Source organism: Isoptericola sp. NPDC019693, from assembly GCF_044389085.1.
In the GTDB taxonomy this organism is placed as follows: domain Bacteria; phylum Actinomycetota; class Actinomycetes; order Actinomycetales; family Cellulomonadaceae; genus Isoptericola.
Window position 1 is genome coordinate 1 of the sequence record NZ_JBIRXP010000006.1, and the last position, 16,057, is coordinate 16,057.

A 16,057-nucleotide genomic window follows, 5' to 3' on the forward strand; every position below is an offset into this window, starting at 1 on the left:
CCGGTGACGTAGGCGGCGTGGTGCTTGTCGTGGTGCAGCTCCATGATCTTGCCGCTGATGTGCGGCTCGAGGGCGCTGTAGTCGTAGGGCAGGTCGGGCAGCGTGTAGACGGGCATCTCGTCCCCTTCGTCGTTGCGGATGTCGTTGCTGGTCACGCTAGGACCTCAACCCTGGTCGAGGTCAACGTTCCCCGCAGAACGTGGCCGAGGTCACGACCACTCGGCGCCGTCGGGGTAGCGGAACCGCTCGACCGACCCCGGGTGCATCTGCGTGGAGTAGCCCGGCGCGGTCGGCACGACGTACGCCATGCCCTCGCCCTGGTCCCGCGCCACGCACGGGTCGGTGAAGTGCTCGTGCAGGTGGTCGACGAACTCGGTGATCCGGCCGTCCAGCGAGCCGGAGACGGCCACGTAGTCGAGCACCGACACGTGCTGCACCATCTCGCACAGCCCGACGCCGCCCGCGTGCGGGCAGACGGGGACGCCGAACTTCGCGGCGAGCAGCAGCACCGCGACGATCTCGTTGAGGCTGGCGAGGCGGCCGGTGTCGAGCTGGCAGTAGTCGGTCGCCCGGGCCTGGAAAAGCTGCTTGAACATCACGCGGTTGTGGCAGTGCTCGCCGGTGGCGACGCGCACGGGCGCCACGCCCTCGCGCACGGCGGCGTGCCCCAGGATGTCGTCGGGCGACGTCGGCTCCTCGATCCACAGCGGGTCGAACCGCTGGAGCGCGCGGACCCACTCGATCGCCTCGGGCACGTCCCACACCTGGTTGGCGTCGATCATCAGCGTGAGGTCGGGCCCCAGCTCCTCGCGCGCGATGCCGAGGCGGCGCACGTCGTCCTCGAGCCGCGCCCCGACCTTGAGCTTCACGTGCCGGTAGCCGGCGTCCACGGCCTCGCGGGTGAGGCGGCGCAGCTTCGCGTCGTCGTACCCGAGCCAGCCGGCCGACGTCGTGTAGGCGGGGTAGCCGCGCCGCTCCAGGTGCGCGATGCGCTCGGCCTTGCCGGGCTCGGCGGCGCGCAGGATCTCCAGCGCCTCGTCGCGTGTGAGGGCGTCCGACAGGTAGCGCAGGTCGGCGACGTCGACGAGCTGCTCGGGCGTCAGGTCCGCGAGCAGCCGCCACACGGGCTTGCCGGCGCGACGGCCGGCGAGGTCCCAGGCCGCGTTGAGCACGGCGGCCAGCGACAGGTGCACCACGCCCTTCTCGGGCCCGAGCCAGCGCAGCTGGCTGTCGGCGGTGAGCTCGCGGTACGTGGCTCCCATGTCGCCGACGACGTCGTCGACGTCCCGCCCCACCAGCAGGTCGGCCTGGTGCCGGGCCGCGAGCGCGACGACGTCGGTGCCGCGCCCGATGGTGAACGTCAGCCCGTGCCCGGCCAGCGGCGCGCCGGAGGGGTCGGTGCCGTCGGTGCGCAGGACGACGTAGACGGCCGAGTAGTCGGCGTCCGCGTTCATGGCGTCAGAGCCGTCGGCGGTGCGGGAGGTGGGGAAGCGGACGTCGGTGATCTCGACGTCGGTGATGGTCGGCATGCGCACCTCTTCGTGACGGCTGGGCGAAAGATCGGATGACTGGCGCCAATCTAGCGGGAGTGCCCCGAGAACGGCAACGAACGGCCCCGTAGTCTTGCGGGAGAGATCCGAGGACTCGCCGTGCCGCCTCGACGGGGTACCGGCGTCAGGCGCGGGTGGACCCTCGCTCGACCAGGTGCACCGGGACCGTGACGTGCTCGGGAGGTGCGTCCCCGCCGGCCATCCGCTGCTCGAGGAGTCGCACGGCGGTGGAGGCCACGACGTCGTAGCCCGGGTCGACCGACGTGATCCCCGGCGGCACGAAGCGCGAGACACCGAGGTTGTCGAAACCCACGAGCTGGACGTCGTCGGGGACTCGCACGCCGCGCTCCGCGAGCGCGGCGACCGCGCCGAACGCCACGGTGTCGTTGACGGCGAACACGCCGTCGAACGGCACCCCCTCGTCCAGCAGCCCGGTGACCGCGTGGTGCGCCGCCTCGGGGGTGAAGTCGGGCACGGGCACGACGAGGCGGTCGTCCGGGACGAGACCGGCGGCACGGTGCGCCTCCGCCCAGCCGGCGCGCCGGTCGGACTCCATGCCGGCCGACGACTCGACGGTGCCGCCGAGGGCGAGCACCCGCCGCGCGCCACGCTCGAGCAGGTGGGCCGTCGCCAGGCGCGCGCCTTCCAGGTTGGCAAGGCGGACGTGGTCGAAGCGCTGGGGCACTTCCCGCTCGCCGAGGAGCACGATCGGCGCGGAGGCCGGCACCCGGTCGAGCTCGTCGCTGTGGAGGCCGGCGACCGAGAGGAGCACTCCGTCGTACATCCGCAGCCGCGGCACCCTGAGCGACTCCATCTCGCTGCGGGCGTCCGCGCTGGTGCGCTCGACGACCAGGTGGCGGCCGCCGGCCTCCACGAGCGGTGCGATCCGGTCCGCGACCTCGCCGAAGTAGTCGTGGAAGCTGGGCACGATGAGGGCGACCGTGTCCGTGCGGCCGGCGCGCAGGTGCCGGGCGGTGAGGTTCACCTCGTACCCGAGCGACTCGACCGCCGCGAGCACCCTGTCGCGGGTGGGCTCGCCCACGCGCTTGTTGCCCGTGAGCACGTTCGAGACGGTCATCATCGACACGCCCGCCTCCCGCGCGACGTCGCTCATCGTGACCATCCGCCACCTCCCGGGGTGATCCTGCCAGGCCGCGCGGGACGGCGTCGCGCGACGCTTGACGACCGGGTGCGACCGTGTCAGGGTCGGCGCGGATTAACGATAAACCGAGAAGGGCTCGCCGATGCGCTCCGACGATCCGTACGGTTATCTCCTCGTGCACTTCGTGGAGGACCCCGCGGGCCACGGCGAGCGCGTCCACCTGAGCCTCAGCATGGGTGACGACCCCCTGCGGTGGCGCCGCCTGAACGGCGGGCGACCCGTGCTCGAGACCGCTGCCGGCACCACCGGGGTGCGCGACCCGCACGTGGTGCGCCGCCCCGACGGGCAGGGGTTCCACCTGGTCGCCACCGACCTGCGGGTCTGGCGCCCCCAGGGGCCCGACTGGGAGGAGTTCGCCCGGCACGGCAGCCGGGACGTCGTCGTCTGGGACTCGCCGGACCTGCTGACGTGGTCGGAGCCGCGGCACGTGACCGTGGCGCCGCCGGACGCGGGCATGGCCTGGGCGCCGGAGGTGTTCCACGACGACGACACCGGCGTCTTCGTGCTGCACTTCGCGGCGGCGCTCTACGCCCCGGACGACCCCGCGCACGAGGGGCCCTGCGTGCCACGGATCATGACCGCGACCACCCGGGACCTCCGCACGTTCGCCCCCGCCGAGCCGTATCTCGAGCTCCCCGGCGGCGTGATCGACATGACGGCGGTGAGCGCGGGCGACGAGGTGCACCGGTTCGCGAAGCAGGCCGACGCCGCGCAGGGGTCCTGGCGGGTCTTCCACCAGGTGGGCTCGTCGTTCTTCAACCCGGCGTTCCGTACGCTCGCGACCGGCCTCGGCCAGGGCTTCGGCCCGGCGGTCGAGGGCCCGCTCGTCTTCCCGACGCACGACGGGAGCCGGTGGTACCTGTGGGTGGACCAGTACGGCCGTGCGCCGCAGGGGTACCGCGCGCTGACCACGACCGACCTGCGGTCCGGCCGGTGGGACCCCGTGCCGGACGACGAGCTGATCCTGCCGGCGCACACGAAGCACGGCGCCGTGCTCCCGCTCCAGCGCGGCGAGTGGAAAGGGCTTGCTCGACTCTGAAAAGGTTTGACGACACACGACGAAGGAGACGTATGACGCGACGAGCGCTCGTGGTGCGCGGCGGATGGGACGGCCATCAGCCCGAGGCGGCCACGGACCTGTTCCTGCCCTTCCTGCGCGAGCAGGGGTTCGAGGTGCGGGTGGAGACGGACAACGAGGTCTACGCAGACGCCGACACGATGGCGGCGACCGACCTGGTGCTGCAGTGCGTGACGATGTCGCAGATCAGCGGCCCCGCACTGCAGGGCCTGCGCGCTGCCGTCGAGGCCGGCACGGGGCTGGCGGGCTGGCACGGCGGGATCGCCGACTCCTACCGGAACAGCTCGGACTACCTGCAGCTGGTGGGCGGGCAGTTCGCCACCCACCCGGGCAAGGAGCCGCACCTGCGCGAGGGGGGCGCGTCGGACAACTACCTGCGGCACACGATCGAGCTCACGGACCTGGGCCGGGAGCACCCGATCACCGCGGGGCTGGACGACGTCGAGCTGGAGACCGAGCAGTACTGGGTGCTGCACGACGACCTCATCGACGTCCTTGCCACCACCACCCACCCGGCGCCCGAGTGGCACCCGTGGCATCGCCCGGTGACGTCGCCCGCGGTGTGGACGCGGCAGTGGGGCGCAGGGCGCGTGTTCGTCGCCACGCCGGGGCACTCCGTGGACGTGCTGGAGAACCCGACCGTCCGCACCATCGTCGAGAGGGGCCTGCTGTGGGCGAGCCGGTGAACGCGCAGGGGAGGGAGGGGCAGTTGGGCGACGGGCAGGTGGGCGACGGGCAGGTCGGGATCGGCATCGTCGGGCTGGGCGTGATCTCGCGCCAGTACCTGGACACGCTGACGGGACACCCGCGCGCGCGGGTCGTGGCGGTGACGGACCTGGACCGCTCGCGGGCGGAGGCGGTCGCGGCGGAGCTGCCCGGGGCGCGGGTGGCCGCGGACCTGGACGCGCTCCTCGCGGACCCCGACGTGTCGGTCGTCCTCGACCTCACCACCCCCGGCGTGCACGCCCACGTGGCGAAGGCGTGCGCCGCGGCCGGCGTCGACCGCTACGGCGAGAAGCCGCTCGCGGTGGACCTGGCGGCGTCGCGCGAGGTGATGGCCGCCGCGACCGCGGCGGGCACGCGCGTGGGCTGCGCCCCGGACACGGTGCTCGGCACGGGGGTGCAGACGGCGCGGGCCGCCGTCGCCGACGGCCGGATCGGCACGCCGACCGCCGCCGTCGCGACCTGGGTCTCGCCGGGGCACGAGCTCTGGCATCCGAACCCGGACTTCTACTACGCGCCCGGCGGCGGGCCGCTGCTCGACATGGGCCCCTACTACCTCACGAGCCTGGTGCAGATCCTGGGGCCGGTGGCGTGGGTGCAGGGCGCGGCGTCGCGGTCGCGCGACGGGCGCACGATCGGCTCCGGCCCCCGGGCGGGGGAGCGCGTGCCGGTCGAGGTCGCGACGCACGTCACCGGCGTGCTCGGCCACGCGAGCGGCGCGCTGTCCACCGTGACGGTGAGCTTCGACGCCGTCGGCTCGCACGCCCGTCCGATCGAGGTGCACGGCACGGAGGGCTCGCTCGTCGTGCCGGACCCCAACCGGTTCGACGGCGACGTCGAGCTGCGGACCCTCGGCGGAGGGGAGTGGGAGGTGCTGCCGCCGAGCGCCGGGTTCGTGGGCGCGGGCCGCGGCATCGGGCTGCTGGAGATGGTCGGGGCGGCCGGGCTGGGCGGGGCGCCGGACGCACCGCGGGCCGGCGGCGACGTCGGGCTGCACGTCATGGAGGTCATGACGGGGCTGCTCGACTCCGCCGACTCCGGCCGGCGCGTCGAGCTGACCACCGCGCCCGCGGTACCGCCGCTCGTGCCGCTGAGGTCCGAAGCGACCTGGCACGGCGGACGGACGGCGGGCGCCGCGTGACCGGTCTCGAGCACCGCCGCACCCGCACGACCGTCACGCTGACGGACGCGGACGGTCGTCCCGTGGCGCACGAGGACGTCACGGTTCGCCAGGTGCGGCACGCCTTCGAGTTCGGTTCCGCGGCCTTCGAGGTGGCGGGTGCGGACACGGGCTACCAGGACCTCTGGCTGGGGCTGTTCGACACGGCCACCCTGCCCGTGTACTGGGGACGCTACGAGCCGCGGCGTGGCGAGACGGCCCTCGCCGACGTCGAGGCGGCCGCGCGCTGGTTCGCCGACCGGGGGGTGCGCCTCAAGGGGCACCCCCTGGTGTGGCACACCGTCAAGGCGCCGTGGGTCGACCGCCTGCCGCTGGACGAGGCCGAGCGGCTCCTGCGGGGACGGGTCCGTCGGGAGGTGCGGGACCTCGCCGGGCTGATCGACACCTGGGACGCCATCAACGAGGCGGTGATCATGCCTCGGTTCATCAACGAGCCGGACGGCGTCCCCAACGCGATCAGCCGCCTGTGCGACCGCCTCGGCCGGGTCGGGATGGTGCGGCTGGCGGTGGACGAGGCCCGCAGTCAGGGCACGTCGCCACGCCTGCTGATCAACGATTTCGACCTGGGGCCGGAGTACGAGCGGCTGATCGAGGAGGTGCTCGAGGCGGGGGTGCGGATCGACGCGATCGGTCTTCAGTCGCACATGCACCAGGGCTTCCGTGGCGCCGAGCAGCTGCTCGAGGTGAGCGACCGGTTCGCGCGCTTCGGGCTGCCGCTGCACTGGACCGAGACGACCCTCGTGTCGGGCGACCTCATGCCGCCCGACGTCGAGGACCTCAACGATCACCAGGTCGCCGCCTGGCCCTCCACGCCCGAGGGCGAGGCACGGCAGGCGGACGACGTGGTGGCGCACTACACGACCCTCGTCTCCCACCCGGCCGTCGAGTCGATCACCTACTGGGGCCTCGGCGACGCCGGGGCGTGGCTCGGCGCGCCGGCCGGGCTCGTCCGGGCCGACGGCACGCCGAAGCCGGCCTATGACGCGCTGCGCTCCCTCGTGCGCGGCGCGTGGTGGACGGGGCCGACGCCCGCGCGTACGGATGCGCACGGTCGGGTGGAGGTCGCGGGCTTCGCCGGCAGGTACGAGGCGTGCTGCGGCGCCGCGGCGGCGACGGTCGACCTGGCGGCGGGCGAGCACGCCGTCGAGCTGCGCCTCCCGCGCTGATCCGGGCCAGTCCCCGTGCGAGACGGGGGTTGACGGGCTCAGGACCCGGCTCTAGTTTAACGCTAAAATCACGCGACGGACCGGGTAGTCGACGGGGCGTCGGCTCGGGCGACGAGGCCCGGGGTTCTCGAAGGGGAGACACATGATGGGTGATCTGACACCGCGGTCGCGCAGCCCGTGGCGGGCCGTCCCGGCGGCCCTCGCGGCGTCGTCGCTGCTGCTCGTCGCCGCGTGCGGCGGCGAGACGGAGGAGGACGGCGCCGGGCTGGACAACACCGAGGGGTCGATGACCGACCTCGCCGCCGACCAGCAGTTCAGGGCGACGGAGCCTCTCGACTTCTCGATCCTGTGGACGGACTGGCCGGAGCTCCCGATCAAGGACTCGTGGCAGCTCTTCGACGAGATCGAGAAGCGCACGAACGTCACGCTCCAGCCGACCAACATCCCGTTCAGCGACGCCACGGAGAAGCGCAGCCTGCTCATCAGCGCCGGCGACGCCCCCGACATCATCCCGCTCGTCTACACGGGCGAGGACGCGCCGTTCGTCTCTTCCGGCGCGGTGCTGCCCGTCAGCGACTACGTCGACCTCATGCCGAACTTCCAGAAGTACGTGGCGGAGTGGGACCTCGGCGAGATGATCGACAACCTGCGCCAGGACGACGGCAAGTACTACATGGTGCCGGGCCTGCAGGAGGTGTCCGTGCCGGTGTTCTCGATGATCATCCGCAAGGACGTCTTCGACGAGGTCGGGGCGCCGGTCCCGGAGACCTGGGACGAGCTGCGCGTCGCGCTGGAGAAGATCAAGGAGGAGCACCCCGACTCCTACCCGCTCGCGGACGGCTTCGAGGGGCAGTCGATGCTCAACTACGCAGCGCACGCCTTCGGCACCGTGGCCGGCTGGGGCTTCGGCAACGGCACGTTCTGGGACGAGGGCGCGGGCGAGTTCACCTACGCCGCCACGTCCGACGGCTACAGGGAGATGGTCGAGTACTTCCACGGCCTGGTCGAGGACGGGCTGCTCGACCCCGAGTCCCTCACGGCGAAGAGCGACGGCAGCACCGCCGACCTCTCCGAGAAGGTCGCGAACGGCGCCGTCTTCGCCGCCTCCGGGGCGGCCGGCACCGTCGAGGAGTTCCGCACCGCCCTCAAGGCCGCCGACCCCGACGCCGAGTTCGAGCTCGTGCAGATCGCGCCGCCGGGTGGCCCCGCGGGGCAGGTCGTGGAGCCGCGGAACTTCTGGCACGGGTTCATGATCAGCGCCGAGGCGAAGGACGACCCCCACTTCGTCGCGATGGTGCAGTTCCTCGACTGGCTGTACTACAACCCGGACGCCCGCGAGATGCTGCGCTGGGGCATCGAGGGCGAGACGTACACCAAGGACGCCGACGGCACGATCACGATCGACCCCGACTACTCGCTCGACGCGTACAACATCAACCCCGACGGCAAGACCGACCTGCAGAAGGACCTCGGGTTCTCCACGTTCCTCTCCGAGTCCACCGAGTCCCGCGCCCTCAAGGAGTCGTACAACTCCGACCAGTTTGTGGAGTACATGGACCGCGTCCTGGAGTCGAGGACGCCCCGCGACCCGTTCCCGCCGGCCCCGCTCGACGATGCCGAGCTCGAGCAGGCGTCCCTGCTGTCGACGCCGCTCAAGGACACCGTCGACACGAACACGCTGAAGTTCATTCTCGGCGACCGTCCGCTCACCGAGTGGGACGCCTACGTGGGCGAGCTCGAGGGGCAGAACCTGCAGGGGTACCTCGACCTCGTCAACGGCGCGCAGCAGCGCTTCGCCGAGAAGAACTGACCCATGAGCACGACCTCGGACCGACAGCTGTCGGCCCCGGCGCCGGTTCTCGACGGGCCCGGACCCCGCCCCCTGCGGGCGGACGCCGGCCGGTCGAGGCCGGCGCGCCGGTCGTGGCGGCTGAGTCTGCGCCGCGACTGGCAGCTCTACGCCCTCGCCGTCCTTCCCGTGGTGTTCCTCGTGGTCTTCCGCTACGTGCCGATGCTGGGGAACGTCATCGCGTTCCGGCAGTTCCGCCCCGGCGGCAGCATCTTCGGCGAGCAGTGGGTGGGCCTGCGGTACGTCGAGATGTTCATCCACGACCCGACGTTCTGGAAGGTCTTCACCAACACGGTGATCCTCGGCGGGCTCACGCTCGTGGTCTGCTTCCCGCTGCCGATCGTGCTGGCGCTGCTGCTCAACGAGGTGCGCAAGAAGGCCTTCAAGCGCACCATCCAGTCGATCTCCTACCTGCCGCACTTCCTCTCGCTGGTGATCGTGGCGGGCATGGTCATGCAGCTGCTGTCGCTGCAGGGCACCGTCAACCAGATCATCGAGGGGCTCGGCGGGGAGGGGATCCCGTTCCTCCAGCGGGCCGAGTGGTTCCGCACCGTCTACGTGGGCTCGGAGGTCTGGCAGACCGTCGGGTGGGGCACCATCCTCTACCTCGCCGCCCTCACCACCGTGGACGCCTCCCTGTACGAGGCGGCGCGCATCGACGGGGCCAACCGGTGGCGGCAGACGTGGCACGTGACGGTCCCGGGCATCCGGCCCACGATGATCACGCTGCTCATCCTCAACGTCGGCACCTTCCTCAACGTGGGGTTCGAGAAGGTCCTGCTGCTGTACAACCCGCTGACGTACTCCACGGCCGACGTCATCTCCACGTACCTGTACCGGGTGGGCCTCGTGTCCAACAACCTCAGCTACGCGGCTGCCATCGGGCTCTTTCAGGCGTGCATCGGCCTGGTGATGGTGCTGAGTGCCAACTTCATCTCGCGACGAGTGGTGGGAGCAAGCTTGTGGTGACGCAGACCGGGACGGCCCTGTCGGGCGGCGTGGCCGGGGGAGGGAAGCCCGTCGGGGCGCGCGACACCCGCGGGTACCGGGCGTTCACCGTGCTCAACACGGTGACGCTGGTGCTCGTGTCGCTGGTGACGCTCTACCCGTTCGTCACCGTCCTGGCGCAGTCGTTCAGCGACCCCGGCGCGATCAAAGCCGGCATGGTGAGCTTCTGGCCGGTGGGGTTCAACCTCGACACCTACCGCGCGATGGCCCAGGACACGATGTTCTGGACCAGCTACCGCAACACGGTCGTCTACACGCTCGTCGGCACGACCATCGCGATGGTGCTCACCACCACGTTCGCCTTCGTCATCTCCAAGCGGCACCTGCGGGGCCGCGGGGTGCTGATCGGGATCGCCGTGTTCACGATGTTCTTCAACGGCGGCCTCGTGCCGAACTACGTGCTGATCTCCTCGCTGGGGCTGAAGAACACGATGTGGGCGGTGGTGCTGCCCGGCGCCGTGTCGGTGTTCAACCTGCTCGTCATGAAGTCGTTCTTCGAGAACCTCCCGCAGGAGCTGGAGGAGGCGGCCCAGATCGACGGGCTGGGCTGGTTCGGGATCCTGGGCCGGATCGTGGTGCCGCTGTCCAAGGCGGTGCTCGCCACGATGGTGCTGTTCTACGCCGTCGCCTACTGGAACGACTGGTTCGCGGCCTTCCTGTACCTCGACAAGAACGAGCTGTTCCCGGTGACCCTGTTCATGCGCAACCTCATCGCCGGCGCCTCGACGACGGCGTCCGAGGGGGCGGCCGCGGTCGGGTCCACGACGCAGGCCGTCTCGGCCAACATCCAGTCGGTCACGATGATCCTCATCCTCGTGCCGATCGTGTGCGTCTACCCCTTCGTGCAGCGGTACTTCGTGTCCGGCGTGATGCTCGGTTCGGTGAAGGGCTGAGCGGTGGTGAGGAGCGCACGTGAGCGGGAGCCGTGCCGCCGTCCTGATGGACGGCGACACGGCTCCCGCTCACGACGGCGGCATGGTCAGCTCGCGCGGGAGAGGCTCATCTCGCCCGCGGGGCCCTGCCGGTAGGCGGTGAAGTACCCGTCGGTGGCCAGCGGGTTGCCGGCCGTGTCGTCGAGGTAGCTCCACACCGGCTCGCCGTCGACGCGCAGCACCACCCGGGTGCCGCCCTCCACGTCGACGGCGCCGAACGTCACCTCGTGCGTCGAGTTCGGCTCGATGACCGTGTTGGGGAACACGTCGATCATGAAGACGGCGGGGCTCCACCGCTGCATCTCGATGACGTCCTCCTTGATGACGACGAGGTAGCCCGAGGCGCTGTTGGTCCACACCGGGTCCCCGGCGGTCTTCGACCGCACGGAGAACCCGAACCAGCCGCCGTTGAACGCGCCGACCGAGGTGTCGAACCGGAGCAGCTCGTCGCCGAACTGCTGCGGCGCGAAGCTCCACGCCCCGCGCGGCGCGAGGTGCGCCGCGCCGTCGGCGACCGTGATCCCCTCGCCCGGGGCCCAGGCGGCGGGGTCGAGGATCTCGGCGCCGAGGTCGGTCACCGGGTGCTCGGCGGCCCGCACCGTCACGGTGGACGACGCCGCGAGGCCGGGCACCACGGTCGACGTCGCCGTGATCGTGGCGGTGCCGGCCGCGACGCCGCGGACGACGCCCCTGGCGTCGACGGTGGCGACCGCATCGTCGCTCGAGGTCCACTCCAGGCCGGTGCGCGTCGCGTCCGCCGGGGTGAACGACGGCGCGAGCGGGTGGGTCTCGCCCGGCTCGATCGTCGTCTCGGACGGCGCCAGGGTCAGCCCGTCGGGGTCCACGCCCACGAGCGAGAACCGCACGTCGTCGAAGTCGAGCGACGCGAAGCCCTGCACGTAGAAGCCGACCTTGCCGGCCCCGTCGGGCGCCGGGTTGGCCCCCGCCACGACCTCCGCGCCGTCGAGCAGCACACGCACGCCGCCGGCCGTGACCACGACGCGCACGTCGTACTGGGTGGAGGGCTCCAGCCCCTCGCCGGCGGGCAGCGTCACCTCCTTCACGGTGCCCCACGCGGAGTCGAAGATCGTCCACGTCGAGCCGGCCGCCGCGTGGCGGTAGCGCACGTAGCCGCCAGGCGCGGCGCCGGTGCGGTCGTAGACGAGCATCTGGCCGCCCTCGGGCACCTCGGCGGGCGTCGTGACGGTGAAGTCCAGCGCGTACTCCGTGAAGGAGCGGTCGAGCTGGGAGTTGGCGCCGTTCTTGATCCGGTAGACGTGGTCGCCCGTGCCGTCGTCGACGATCGCGCGGTTCGGGTCGGTGGCCCAGCCGTTGCCGCCCGTCTCGAAGTCCGTCGAGTGCAGCACGCCGTCACCGGCGGCCACGGTCACGGTCATCTCGTCGCGGATGCCCGCGTCGGACTTCGCCTCGGCGGTGACGGTCACCTCCCCGGGCGCGACGGCGGTGAGGACCCCCGCGGCGCTGACGGTCGCGACGTCGGCGTCGCTCGAGGTGTACGAGACGGCCTGCTGCGTGGCGTTCCACGGCACCGCCTGCGCGGTCACCGACACCTCGTCGCCGAGCGACACCGCCAGCTGGTCCGCCGGCAGCACCAGCGACTCCAGGGCCACGGTGTCCGGGGTCTGCGACTGGCCGACGTGGCCGTCGGTGCCGATCTCGCCGAACGGGATGGCCTCGAAGCCGGGGATCTGGTCGAACACGGCCGCGTCCGCGCGGAAGGTGTAGTCGCCGTTCGCGGCGTCGACGAAGCCCGGGTCGGCGTCGGTGACCCAGTTGGCGTCGTCGCCGGTCCCGTAGTTGAGGAGGTTCTTCGTGTCCAGGGCGCCCTCGGCGTTGACGTCGGGGTTGCGCTGGCGCTCCGGGTTCCACACGACGTTCTTCGCGAACGTGGAGTTGTTCGGGAAGTAGTGGTTGTCCTCGAAGAAGTGGCCCAGCTCGGGGTACTTCTCCAGGTACGGCGTGCCGACGAAGTCCTTGTTGTCGGCGAACACCTTCTCCCACTTCGGCATGTACACGCGGTCGACGGTGTTCCCCTCGCCGTCGCCCATCCACTGCGTGTAGTTGTCGTACGGCACGGTGGTGTCGACGAAGACGTTGTTCGTGGCGTCGATGTAGTCGGCCGAGCCGGACTTGATCGCGTCGTTGCCCATGTTCACGAAGACGTTCTGGCTGATCTCCAGGTCCCACGTGAAGTTGTCGGCGTAGATGCCCTCCACGCCGTGCTTGGTCAGGCCGATGTCGTGGAAGTAGTTCTGCCGGAACACGTGCCCGCGCTGCTGCGGCGTCTCGCCCGAGTTCATGTAGATCGCGCCGAGGTCCTGGAACGTCTTGCAGACGTCGTAGACCTCGTTCTGCTCGAACAGGTGGTCGTTGCCGTGCACGATGATGCCGGGGTGCGGGGCGTCGTTGATCTCGTTCCCGCGTGCCACGTTCCCGACGCCGTCGAACATCACGCCCGGGTTGTACGCCTTGTGGTAGTAGGCGAAGTCGTGGATGTGGGAGTCCTCGACGCGGTTGCGGCCGGGCTCCAGCGTCGTCTTGTCGCCGCCGGTCAGCACCACGCCGACGCCGCCCACGTGCCGGATGTCGCTGGACACCACCGCGTGGTCGGTGCCGCCGCGGTTCACCGGGATGCCGTCGTACGTGTACCGGCCGGGGGAGTTGATGTAGACGCCGCCGTCGGTGAAGTTCTGCACGTCGCTGTTCGAGATCGTCACGTGGCTGCCGCCGAGGATCACCGCGCCCGTGGCCCGGCCGTACTCGAGCACCAGGTCGTCGAACGTCACGTACGACGCCCCGTCCGTGCGGATCATCGGCTCGTCGAGCGTCGTGACGACGGGCGCGCCCCGCTCGGCGAGGAACGACGCGTTCGGGACGAGGTAGAGCATCCCGGAGTCACGGTCGACGTAGTACTCGCCCGGCGCGTCGAGCTCCTCGAGCAGGTTCTGCGCGAAGTGGAAGTCCGGGTACCAGGTCTTCATCAGGCCAGACATCTCGCCGTAGCGCAGCGTGATCGTGCGTGCGTCGGTGTCGATCTTCTCGATCTTGTTGTACGACCACTCCCAGCTGTGGCCGAAGATGCCGTCCAGCCAGACGTCCTCCGCGTCGCCCCAGTACTGCGGGCGGTCGTAGGAGTAGCTGAACACGCCCCCGCGGTCCTGCAGGTCCGCGTCGTCCTTCGTGGGGCCGGGGTCGACGATCTTGTTCATCTGGACGGTGTCCTTCGCGGCGCCGGCGTTGGGCCAGCGCGCGAGGGTCATGTCCTCGCCGTCCACGTACAGCTCCATCGGCGGCGTCGTGCTGACGTCGTTGGCCTTCCAGTAGCCGTGCCGGCTGAGCTGGCCGTAGTCGTCGATGCCGAGCTCGCGCAGGTCGATCTGCAGGACGTCGTCGTGGGCGGAGGTCTCGATGATCCGGTCCAGCACGGCCTGGTCGGTCACGGGGGAGAAGCCGTCGTACGGGAGCTCCTTGCCGCCGGACAGCACGGCCCGCTCGCCCGGGTAGGACCGGTAGGTGATGGGTGCGGCCGCGGTGCCGGAGTCCTCCTCGCCGAGGAGGAAGGACTCCGAGCGCTCGTACGTGCCCTCCCGGAGGTACACGGTGACGCCCTTCTTGCGCTGCCCCTTCGACAGGTCGCGGATCGCGTCGCGGGCGCCCTCGAGCGTCGCCAGGGGGCGCTGCTTCGTCCCCTTCGCGTCGTCGTGGCCGTCGGGGGAGACGAAGAGCGTCGTGCCGCCCTTCGTCTGCGGGGCGGACTGCGGGGGTGGCTCGGCGTGGGCCGCCGTCTGCGTCCCTGCGACGAGCAGGGACGTCAGCAGCAGTGCTGACAGTGGTCGCTTCATTGCGAGTGCTCCGACCTCTCGTGTGGTCACGGGGTTGTCGGGGGCGACGCAGGGTGCGGCGCGCCCGGATCGTCAAGCATCGGCAGGTTACATTAATCGATAATCGCTGACAATGAGGTGACGGAGGCCCTGACCCGCTACGGTCGGACGCGTCCGTCACTCGAAGGAGAGCTCATGACCAGCAGTGCAGCCCCCGAACGCCTCGTCTTCGTCGGGGACTCCATCACCGACGCGGGCCGCGACCGGGCGGACGAGGCGTCGCTCGGCGACGGCTACGTCTCCCTCGTCGCGGCGGACCTGCCCGACGCCGTCGTGCTCAACCTCGGCATCGGCGGCAACCGCGCCGTCGACCTGGAGCAGCGGTGGGAGCGCGACGTCGCGCCCACGGCGCCGGACGTCCTCACCGTGTACGTGGGGGTCAACGACACGTGGCGGCGCTTCGACGCCGGCGACCCGACGAGCGCCGAGGCGTTCGAGGCCACCTACCGCCGGCTGCTCGCGCGGGTGCCCGGCAGCCCCCGGCTCGTGCTGGTCGAGCCGTTCCTGCTCCCCGTGCGCGACGAGCAGCGCGGCTGGCTGGAGGACCTCGACGGCAAGCGGGACGTCGTAGGGCGGCTGGCCGCCGAGACCGGTGCCGCGCTCGTGCCGCTGCACTCCCTGCTGACCCGAGCGGCCCGGGACTCCGGCGCCGCCGCGCTCGCTCCCGACGGCGTGCACCCGACCCCGCCGGCGTCCCGGATGATCGCGGACGCCTGGCTGGCGGCGTACGCTGGGCCTGCACTAACGATTGTCGATAACAACCCGAGGGACGACGTGAGGCTGCACGGATGACGGACGCGCTCAGCTCGATCAGCGGCCTGGAGCGCGGGCTCCTGTCGGACCAGATCTACGACCTCGTGAAGTCGATGATCAAGACGTCGCAGCTCGCCCCGGGGGAGCAGCTCGTCGAGTCGCAGCTCGCCCGCCGCCTCCAGGTCAGCCAGGCGCCCGTGCGCGACGCGCTCAAGCGCCTCGCCCACGAGGGCCTGGTGACGCACGTGCGCCACCAGGGCAACTTCGTGGCGCAGTACTCCGACGAGGAGGCGCAGCAGGCCAAGCAGGCGCGCGTCGCCGTCGAGGCGCTCGCCGGCCGGCTCGCTTGCGGGCAGCTCGCGCCCGAGGTGCGCTCCAGCCTGGAGAAGGTCATCGACGAGATGCACGGCGCGGTCGACGCCGCGGACCTGCCCGCGTTCCGCGAGCTCGACTTCGGCTTCCATCGCGCCGTCATCGAGGCCAGCGGCAACACCTACCTGCCGCGCATGTGGGACATCATCGAGCCCAGCCTCCGGTCCATGCACCTGCTCGGCGACCCCGAGTTCACCGGCGACTGGCACCAGGTGGCCGACTGGCACCGCAGCCTGCTCGACGTCCTCGACGCCGGCGACGCCGACGCCGCGTCCGCCCTCTTCGAGGCGCACGCGGCGGGCACGCTGCTCGACGGCGACGGCGACGGCGACGGCCACGGCGACGCCGAGCCGGGCGCCGACACCTCCGCGAGATAGTTCGA

At 71.3% G+C, this 16,057-nt stretch carries 12 protein-coding genes and 1 pseudogene; 9 read left to right on the forward strand and 4 right to left on the reverse strand.

Going from position 1 to position 16,057, the window contains the following annotated elements; genetic code table 11:
* From ACH436_RS16860 to ACH436_RS16870, 3 genes and pseudogenes are all read right to left on the reverse strand, one after another.
* Positions 1-116: pseudogene (locus ACH436_RS16860) on the reverse strand (superoxide dismutase); the annotation flags it as partial.
* A 93-nt stretch (positions 117-209) separates the two neighbouring features.
* Positions 210-1,529: an enolase C-terminal domain-like protein gene (locus tag ACH436_RS16865; RefSeq protein WP_430561353.1), complete on the reverse strand. Its 1,320-nt coding sequence runs from the start codon at positions 1,527-1,529 to the stop codon at positions 210-212.
* A 145-nt stretch (positions 1,530-1,674) separates the two neighbouring features.
* On the reverse strand, positions 1,675-2,664 hold the full coding sequence (locus ACH436_RS16870) for a LacI family DNA-binding transcriptional regulator (protein ID WP_430561354.1): 990 nt from the start codon (positions 2,662-2,664) through the stop codon (positions 1,675-1,677).
* Between the two features lie 130 nt (positions 2,665-2,794).
* Here ACH436_RS16870 and ACH436_RS16875 point away from each other — a divergent pair, with 130 nt between their 5' ends.
* The 7 genes from ACH436_RS16875 (at position 2,795) to ACH436_RS16905 (ending at position 10,609) form a co-directional block, all read left to right on the forward strand.
* A complete protein-coding gene (locus ACH436_RS16875) occupies positions 2,795-3,751 on the forward strand; it encodes a glycoside hydrolase family 43 protein (RefSeq protein ID WP_430561355.1) in 957 nt (318 codons plus the stop codon).
* 32 nt (positions 3,752-3,783) lie between these two features.
* Positions 3,784-4,476: a ThuA domain-containing protein gene (locus ACH436_RS16880; protein WP_430561356.1), complete on the forward strand. Its 693-nt coding sequence runs from the start codon at positions 3,784-3,786 to the stop codon at positions 4,474-4,476.
* A 23-nt stretch (positions 4,477-4,499) separates the two neighbouring features.
* Positions 4,500-5,654, forward strand: coding sequence for a Gfo/Idh/MocA family protein (locus ACH436_RS16885; protein ID WP_430561357.1), 1,155 nt, complete (start codon positions 4,500-4,502; stop codon positions 5,652-5,654).
* Entirely contained in the window at positions 5,651-6,859 is a 1,209-nt protein-coding gene (locus ACH436_RS16890; protein WP_430561358.1) for an endo-1,4-beta-xylanase, read from the forward strand. The genes ACH436_RS16885 and ACH436_RS16890 overlap by 4 nt, the downstream gene beginning before the upstream one ends.
* A 145-nt stretch (positions 6,860-7,004) precedes the next feature.
* On the forward strand, positions 7,005-8,669 hold the full coding sequence (locus ACH436_RS16895) for an extracellular solute-binding protein (protein WP_430561359.1): 1,665 nt from the start codon (positions 7,005-7,007) through the stop codon (positions 8,667-8,669).
* 3 nt (positions 8,670-8,672) lie between these two features.
* Positions 8,673-9,677, forward strand: a complete 1,005-nt coding sequence (locus ACH436_RS16900) for an ABC transporter permease (protein ID WP_430561360.1) — start codon at positions 8,673-8,675, stop codon at positions 9,675-9,677.
* Positions 9,671-10,609, forward strand: coding sequence for a carbohydrate ABC transporter permease (locus ACH436_RS16905; protein ID WP_430561361.1), 939 nt, complete (start codon positions 9,671-9,673; stop codon positions 10,607-10,609). The genes ACH436_RS16900 and ACH436_RS16905 overlap by 7 nt, the downstream gene beginning before the upstream one ends.
* 86 nt (positions 10,610-10,695) lie before the next feature.
* Here the strand turns inward: ACH436_RS16905 and ACH436_RS16910 are convergent, their stop codons facing one another.
* The gene (locus ACH436_RS16910) at positions 10,696-14,511 is read right to left on the reverse strand and encodes an Ig-like domain-containing protein (protein WP_430561362.1); all 3,816 of its coding nucleotides are present in this window, start codon (positions 14,509-14,511) and stop codon (positions 10,696-10,698) included.
* Between the two features lie 174 nt (positions 14,512-14,685).
* Between ACH436_RS16910 and ACH436_RS16915 the strand changes: the two genes are divergently transcribed.
* Both ACH436_RS16915 and ACH436_RS16920 read left to right on the forward strand, forming a co-directional pair.
* Positions 14,686-15,342 (forward strand): SGNH/GDSL hydrolase family protein, encoded by a 657-nt coding sequence (locus ACH436_RS16915; protein ID WP_430561363.1) that lies wholly within the window; start codon positions 14,686-14,688, stop codon positions 15,340-15,342.
* Positions 15,339-16,052 carry a GntR family transcriptional regulator gene (locus tag ACH436_RS16920; protein WP_430561364.1) on the forward strand — a complete coding sequence of 238 codons (714 nt, stop codon included), beginning with the start codon at positions 15,339-15,341 and terminating at the stop codon, positions 16,050-16,052. Before ACH436_RS16915 ends, ACH436_RS16920 begins: the two co-directional genes overlap by 4 nt.
* The last annotated feature ends 5 nt before the right edge of the window (positions 16,053-16,057 follow it).

Bases quoted from the DNA above. Each gene is read 5' to 3' on its own strand.
- ACH436_RS16865 (WP_430561353.1), bottom strand. From the start codon at position 1,529: ATGCCGACCATCACCGACGTCGAGATCACCGACGTCCGCTTCCCCACC.
- ACH436_RS16870 (WP_430561354.1), bottom strand. From the start codon at position 2,664: ATGAGCGACGTCGCGCGGGAGGCGGGCGTGTCGATGATGACCGTCTCG.
- ACH436_RS16875 (WP_430561355.1), top strand. From the start codon at position 2,795: ATGCGCTCCGACGATCCGTACGGTTATCTCCTCGTGCACTTCGTGGAG.
- ACH436_RS16880 (WP_430561356.1), top strand. From the start codon at position 3,784: ATGACGCGACGAGCGCTCGTGGTGCGCGGCGGATGGGACGGCCATCAG.
- ACH436_RS16895 (WP_430561359.1), top strand. From the start codon at position 7,005: ATGGGTGATCTGACACCGCGGTCGCGCAGCCCGTGGCGGGCCGTCCCG.
- ACH436_RS16900 (WP_430561360.1), top strand. From the start codon at position 8,673: ATGAGCACGACCTCGGACCGACAGCTGTCGGCCCCGGCGCCGGTTCTC.
- ACH436_RS16910 (WP_430561362.1), bottom strand. From the start codon at position 14,511: ATGAAGCGACCACTGTCAGCACTGCTGCTGACGTCCCTGCTCGTCGCA.
- ACH436_RS16915 (WP_430561363.1), top strand. From the start codon at position 14,686: ATGACCAGCAGTGCAGCCCCCGAACGCCTCGTCTTCGTCGGGGACTCC.
- ACH436_RS16920 (WP_430561364.1), top strand. From the start codon at position 15,339: ATGACGGACGCGCTCAGCTCGATCAGCGGCCTGGAGCGCGGGCTCCTG.